This is a genomic window from Asticcacaulis biprosthecium C19, assembly GCF_000204015.1.
Lineage (GTDB): Bacteria > Pseudomonadota > Alphaproteobacteria > Caulobacterales > Caulobacteraceae > Asticcacaulis > Asticcacaulis biprosthecius.
On the sequence record NZ_GL883077.1, the window covers coordinates 2134535 to 2141378 of the forward strand.

The following is a 6844-nucleotide window of genomic DNA, read 5'->3' on the forward strand; positions in this document are numbered from 1 at the left end:
TAATCCAACGCTGCCTTAAGTACATCGCGCATCGCTTCAAAGCTGTGCGCTTTGGCGATATGGGCGCGGCCCGCCTTCGACACGGTCGTCCAGCGGCGGGCGGGCAGGGTATAGAGACGCTGGGTTTCGGCGACAAGTGCCTGCACCGTATCGGCCAGAAAAATCGTTTTGCCGGCCTGAAGCGCCATCCCTTCGGCCGCGACGGGCGTCGCGACGACCGGCACTCCGTGGGCCAGGGCCGCCAGGACCTTGCCCTTGGCGCCGGCGCCATACCGCAGCGGCGCGACGAACACGCGGGCCCGATCGAACCATGGTTTCAGGTCGGGGACAGTCCCGCTGACCAGGATCCGGTCAGCGGCGCGCGCCTTCAGGCTTTCGGGTGGATTGGAGCCGACCAGAAGCAGGCGCGCCTCAGGCATGTGTTCTGCCAGCTTCGGCCACAGTTCATCCAGCAACCACATCGCAGCATCGACATTGGGGGGGTGATTATAGCCCCCCAGGAACATGACGTCCTTGCGCCTGGCGCCAGGCGGGCCGGCGTCCGGTACCGTCTCTGTCAACGGCAGGACATGGACCCGTGCACCGGGCACCGCTTCGCCGAGGATTTCGGCCTCGACCGTCGAGTGCACAAGAACCGCGTCACAGGCGCCTGCCAGGTGCATTTCCTTTTTGCGGTAATCGGCGGCGCTTTCCAGCAGGGCAGGATTGTTCTCAACCAGGGCCTGGCGTTCCAGGCGCAGGTAATGCAGATCGGCATTGAGGAACAGAATGCGGGCGCGCGGCGCCATGCGCTGGATCTGGTTCAGGTTCCTGGCGGCGACGTCGGCGCGGATCAACTGAACCACGTCGTACACCATGCCTGTGCGTCCCAGCAGCCCCCCCAGCGACGTGTCATAGGGCGCATAGTGGCACTCGACGCCGATCGCCTGCAAGGCCTCGACCTTGTCGCGCTCATACAGGAAATTGTCCTCGGGTACGAAACTGACCTTGTAGCCCAGGTCCTGGTAGGCACGTATCAGATTGACCGTCGCCTGGGAGCCGGCGTCCTGGCCAGGGGTTGGGTTGGTCATGTCGATGATCAGGACGCGCTTTTGCACCACGCGTTCGCGCTCGGCCCAGACCTGGGTGCCATTGGCGCGGTGGTACTGCAGGGTCTGTCGCCAGCGCGTGAAAAAGGTCCGGCCGTTACTGACCTGATAAGCCTTGGCGCCCTTCGCCACATCGGTGCCCGAGGTCTTGCCTTCGTAGTGAATGACGCGCGACAAAGGCTGGTAGATGGTCCGGTAACCCTTGTCCCGCAGGCGAAAGGCGAGGTCGGTGTCCTCGTAATAGGCCGGGCGATAGGTGTTGTCGAAGCCGTCCATCTCCTGCCAGACTTTGAGCGGCAGGGCGATAGCAGCGCCCGACATATAGTCGGCGTCGCGGGCATGGCAGTAGCGCGGCCGGTTGGGATCGTCGTCGCGTCCGTAGTTCCAAGCCGAACCGTCGCGCCAGACGATGCCGCCCGCCTCCTGAAGGCTGCCGTCGGGATAGAAGAGTTTGGAACCGGCCAGACCCGCCGTCGGGAAATCGTCGAACGTGGCGATCAGCCGGTCGAGCCAGCCCTCGCAGACCCGGGTGTCGTTGTTGAGCAGGACCAGATAGCGGCCCTTCGCTGTGGCCGCCGCCTTGTTGCAGGTAGCGACGAAGCCTTCGTTCTTCGGGTAGCTGATGGCGCGGATGCCGTTGATCTGGTTCAGCCATCGCGCCGTGTCGTCGGGCGACGCGTCATCCGCGACGATGACCTCGAAGCTGTGGCAACTTCCGTGCGTCAGCAGGGCGTCGAGACAGTTCAGTGTATAGGCCAACTGGCCGTACACTGGGATAAGGATGGAAACATCGGGCTTTCCCGTCGGCCGGGGCGGGTGGGCATTCAGCGCCTCTACGGCGCTTGCGATGTCACGATCTAGGAACTCTGTGCCGCGGCTGGCCTCGGCCAGTACCGGATCGTCGGGCCGGCCGTCGTAGATGGCGTCGTCATCGTCGGCCCTGACCTTACCGGGGTCAGCGGCTCGCCTCAGCGGCCAGCGATGCTTGTGGGCTTCCTCCGGCGCAAAGCCCGGGCTGCCGAGACCACGGTGGCTGCCGTCGCCGTCCAAGCGTCCGATAATCTCACCCAGCCGTGTCGATGGCTCTATGCGGCGGCATTCACGTTCCCCGGCGCGCAGATAATGAAAGAACGGATTGATACCGCGACTTGCAACGTCACGATGGGCTTCAAGATAGAAGGCGGTGCTGAAATCGGCCGCAGGGTCGAAGCCTTCCTGGACGCCGAAAATGACATAGTGGGTCACCGGGTCCAGCCGGGCGTGGGGTGTGCCCGAAAGTTGCAACTGATAAAAGCTGTAGTCGAGTTGCGAACCGCCGCGCAGGTAGCGCAGGGCGCGGAAGGCATCGACGGCCGCCGACCAGCCGTCGCGCCGCGCCTTGCGCAGCGCCCAGACGGTGTCGGACAACAGGTAGCCTTTTCCGAGATTCAGCATGATCACCCAGATTCGGCCTCGCTGCCGCCTCGGCGCATTGATGGCGGTGGATTGTTGCCGCGTCAAGGTATAAGCCAGTAAGGTAGGACCTTGAAAAGCCGTCTCTGGCCGGGCAAGAAAGAGCCTGCAGTGCGGCGGGAGTGCCCCTCCAGATCAAATGGCTAAGAGGAGACGATGGCGTTGAATACCGTTGTAAGGGGGCTGCGCGAGGTCAAGGCCAAAGCTATCTCTCGACTGCAAAATGTAAGGGTACCGTTTTTTCGGGCGGCACGGCCAGAACCGACGCGAGGGATAACGGAGGCCGTCGACCAGCTCTTGGCGGAATTGGCAGGTCTAAATCCTTCCATCGTTAAGGCGGCGCAACTGGGGGGGATTGCCAACCGTCTGGCTGATGTCCTGAACATGCAGCCCGAAGGCAGTGACCTGGCCCGGATTTCCGAGACGCATTATGGTGCGGATACGCCAGTCGGCCTTATGTTGTACGCTGCGGTGAGTGAGCCCTTTTCACGCGATCACGCGCAGGTTCTGATCGACCTGGCGGCGGAGGCCAGAGATGGCGGCGCGCCGGATGCCGAAGCGGGTCTCCTGCGGGTTCTGGCACAGCGTGAACCCGACTTCTACTGGCCGCAATATCGCCTTGCCGTGCACGAACTGGATCGGGGCGACGCTGCTGCAGCCCTCACGCGGCTTAAACAGGTTACTACCGCTGAGCCGTTGTTTTCCTGGGGCTGGTTTCATCGTGCGATAGCCGAAGACATGCTGCTTGAGTGTGACGCCAGTCTCACCTCGGTGCGTCAGGCGCTTGCCTTGGACGACGACAATCAACTCGGCTTCCTCGTTCAGGGTTTCTCTATCGTGACCCGCGGAGGATGGTCTGCAGAGGCGGCTGGCCTGTTATCGGCGATCGTCGGGCACCGGGCATTTTCAGATGCCGACCTGCATCGGGTTACGGCCGTTATGGCACGGGTCGTCGCTTCTGACGCTCAGGCGGTTGATCCTGCTGCCCTGGCGAAGGCGCTGGAGGACGATCTGGCGGAAGCCATGGGTTCGGGCGGAATCGTCGCCAACTGGTGGCCGGTGCACCTGGCCGTGGCCCTAAGTGCCATCGCGGTCGAGTCACCGCTCGCGCTGAGTTTGCTGCGCGGCGGGATAACAGCGGTTCGCGTATCGTCCTCACGTGGTCAGGCGTTCGAGCTTTTCGCACAGCACTTGCGCGCGCCCGCCGAGATAATCCTGGGGAACCTCGAACATGCCGGTGAGGCGAGGGAGGTCGACGCGTTGCTGGATCTGGCGGAAGCGTGTGTCACCGACTTCTATGAGGGCGGGCTGGCGGAAACGGCCCTTGCCATTGTCGCGAACCGGACAATGGACGCAGCACAGACAGGTCGTTCTCGCCGTCTCAAGATCCGGGCACTGAGCCAGCGCGGTGCGACCGCAGAACTGGTTGAAGCCCTGGGCGAATTGGGGCTTGAGGAACTTGAGAGCGATACGGCCTACCTGTTTGCCGATATCCGCGGACGCCTTGCCCTTACGGAAGGCGATGGCATTCGAACGCTCGATGAAATTGAAGCCGTTCTGGACCGGATTGACGCCTCGGATCGTGTCATTGACCAGGATCGGCTCACGATCAGCCGGCTCATTGAAAGAAGTGCCACGCGCGCCTTTACCTGGATCTATGATGGTTTCAAGGCCGCAGCGCTGGACGGGGACGAACAGTTCGAGGCCCACAACTGGCAGAAGGGCCTGCGGCGCCTGGTGACGATTTTTGCCAGAGCTGAAGGGTTGAAGCACCGGTCGTCAGATGCGCCACGGCCAAGCCTGCTGCGCGACAAAGTCGTTGTTCTCACCAGTCCCTATCTGCGGCAGGTGCGGCACTATCGCGCGGAACAGATGTCTGATCTTCTGGATGAAATGGGCGTCTATCATGAAATCCACGATCTGAACGCCCTGTCTGCGGACGATGCCCGGCACATCTGCGCGGATGCGTCCGTGGTGATCTTCCAGCGCCAGCCGGCGACGCCATTCGTTCTGTCCCTGATGTTCGCCATGCGCGCTCTGGGGACGAAAATTCTCTATGACATCGATGATCTCATCTTCGACCAGGCTCACTTCCCGCCGCCACTCTCCGACTACGAGGGCAATATTGACCGCGGTACGCATGTGCACCTGACGTTCGACTGCGCCATGTTCCAGGAAGCGCTGAATGCGGCGGACGAGATCGTTGTTTCGACCAAGCCTCTGCATCGCCAGGTGAAAGCTATACTGCGTACGCCGAAGCCTATTCATCTTCGCCGCAATTTCGCCGGTTACGTCGTTGAGCAGGCAGGCCTTCGCAGTAAGGCAAAGGAAAAGCAGAAGGCGACCGCGGACGACGGTATCGTGCGTATTTTCTACGGCAGTGGCACCAAGGCTCACAAAACCTACTTTGTCGAAACTGTTATTCCCGCCCTGGTCGCCGTTCTGAAAACCTACCCCCAGGCTCGCCTGGCCCTCGTCGGTCACTTCCCGGAACTGCCGCTGTTCGATGAGGTTCGCGAGCGGCTGGACCTTCTGGACCCCAGTCTGGACTTTGGTGATTTCCTTGACCTGATGGCCGATCATGACATCAGCATTGCCCCGCTGGACATTTCAGAAGCCACGAATGCCAAGAGCGAACTGAAATGGTTTGAGGCTGCGGCGGTAGGCCTTGCTTCGGTCGTCTCGCCGACCCGAAACTATCGTGACGTTCTGAAAGATGGGCAGCATGCCCTGTTTGCTCTGACGTCCGAGGAATGGGAAGCGGCCCTGGGACGCCTGATCGCGGATGCCGACCTGCGCCGGAATTTGGTAACGCGTTCCAGGCGGCTGATCGAGACACGATATACAACCGCCTATTGGGCTCAGGAAACGGCGCGAAGCGGAATGCTGAACCTGTCCTCCTCGCAGCCTCAGGTCGCTTCCCGGCCAAAGCAGCGTTTGTTGGTGGTCAACACCTTCTTCTGGCCGCAGTCGATCGGTGGTGCAACCCGCATTGCGGAATCCTATGTCGAGGATCTGGCGCGCCGCTATGGTGACGCGTTCGAGATCTTCGTGTTGTGCGCCAATGCCAACCCCGATGAAAATTCCAACTTCCAGTGTGACTACTTCTGGTGCGGCAATGTGCTGGTGGCGCAGATCGATGGTCCCGCGCGCGACTGGGGCGACGCCTTCGATGATCGAGTCGAGCGTCGGGTGGCCAGTCTGATACGGCGCTGGAAGATTGACATTGCCCACCTGCACAGCATTCAGATTCTCACGGCGTCAGTCGCCGTGGCGCTTCAGGCGGCGCGTGTGCCAATCGTCCTCACGCTTCATGATGGCTGGTGGTTGTCGGAACACCAGTTTCTGGTCGATGACAATGGACAGCCTTTCCTTCCGACACCCGGCGGGACCGAGATCGAGCGATCGACAACGCGACGCATGTCCTGGCCGATGCGCCGCAACCGCCGCCGCGAACTTGGAACGGTCCTGCGGGCTTGCGACAAGGTTGTGGCGGTCTCGGAGACTTTCGCCGAGGTTTATCATCGCGCCGGATTTTCCCAGGTCGGAGTCCATGAGAACGGTGTGGTCGCCACTGAGATTCAAAGCGCGCGCCGTCGTCCCAAGGGCAAGGTCCGTCTGGGCTTTATTGGCGGCCGGTCCGAGCACAAGGGCTATGGCCTGCTCTGCCGGGCGCTCCTGAAGGGCGGATTGTCCAATATCGAGCTTGTCGTTGTCGACCATGGCCAGCCCTACGGTTTTGAGCGTGAGGACAGGCTGGGTGACAGTCGTGTCGTGACCCTGGGAAAATTTCCGCAGGACCGGGTCGAGGAACTCTACTCACGCTTTGATATATTGGCTGCGCCCTCGATATGGCCGGAAAGTTATGGCTTGGTCACGCGTGAGGCGCGCTTCGCCGGCTTGCCCGTCCTGGTGAGTGACTGCGGGGATATTGCCCGGGGAGTTGAGGACGGCGTCGACGGCTGGGTCTTGCCCGCCAACGACGAAAAGGCGCTACGTGCGTTGCTGAAGCGGCTCAATGCCAGGCCGACGCTTGCCGACATCCGCCCGCGAAGGCCGGACGTGGTCAGCGTCGAGCAAGCCGTCGACGGCCTGGTTGCGCTCTTACACGACGTTCGTTCAAACGCCTGACAGGCTTAATTTTGTCATTAGGCGTTTTCGTTTTGCCGTGCCGCAGGTCATGCGAGCTTCCGCCCGCCACCGCGCGGGGGACCTCGTCATTGCTTGGAGCGGAATGAGTTTCCACCTAAACTTATTCCGCTCTAATTTTTACGCTTATACCACCGGCAATTGGCTTTGCCTCG

2 protein-coding genes are annotated in these 6844 nt (G+C 61.6%); one reads left to right on the plus strand and one right to left on the minus strand.

Going from position 1 to position 6844, the window contains the following annotated elements:
* Positions 1-2522, minus strand: a 2522-nt coding sequence (locus ABI_RS09860; protein WP_050808235.1) for a glycosyltransferase, incomplete at its 3' end; no start/stop codon positions are given.
* A 315-nt stretch (positions 2523-2837) separates the two neighbouring features.
* Between ABI_RS09860 and ABI_RS09865 the strand changes: the two genes are divergently transcribed.
* The gene (locus tag ABI_RS09865; protein ID WP_040308775.1) at positions 2838-6671 is read left to right on the plus strand and encodes a glycosyltransferase; all 3834 of its coding nucleotides are present in this window, start codon (positions 2838-2840) and stop codon (positions 6669-6671) included.
* Positions 6672-6844 lie beyond the last annotated feature (173 nt).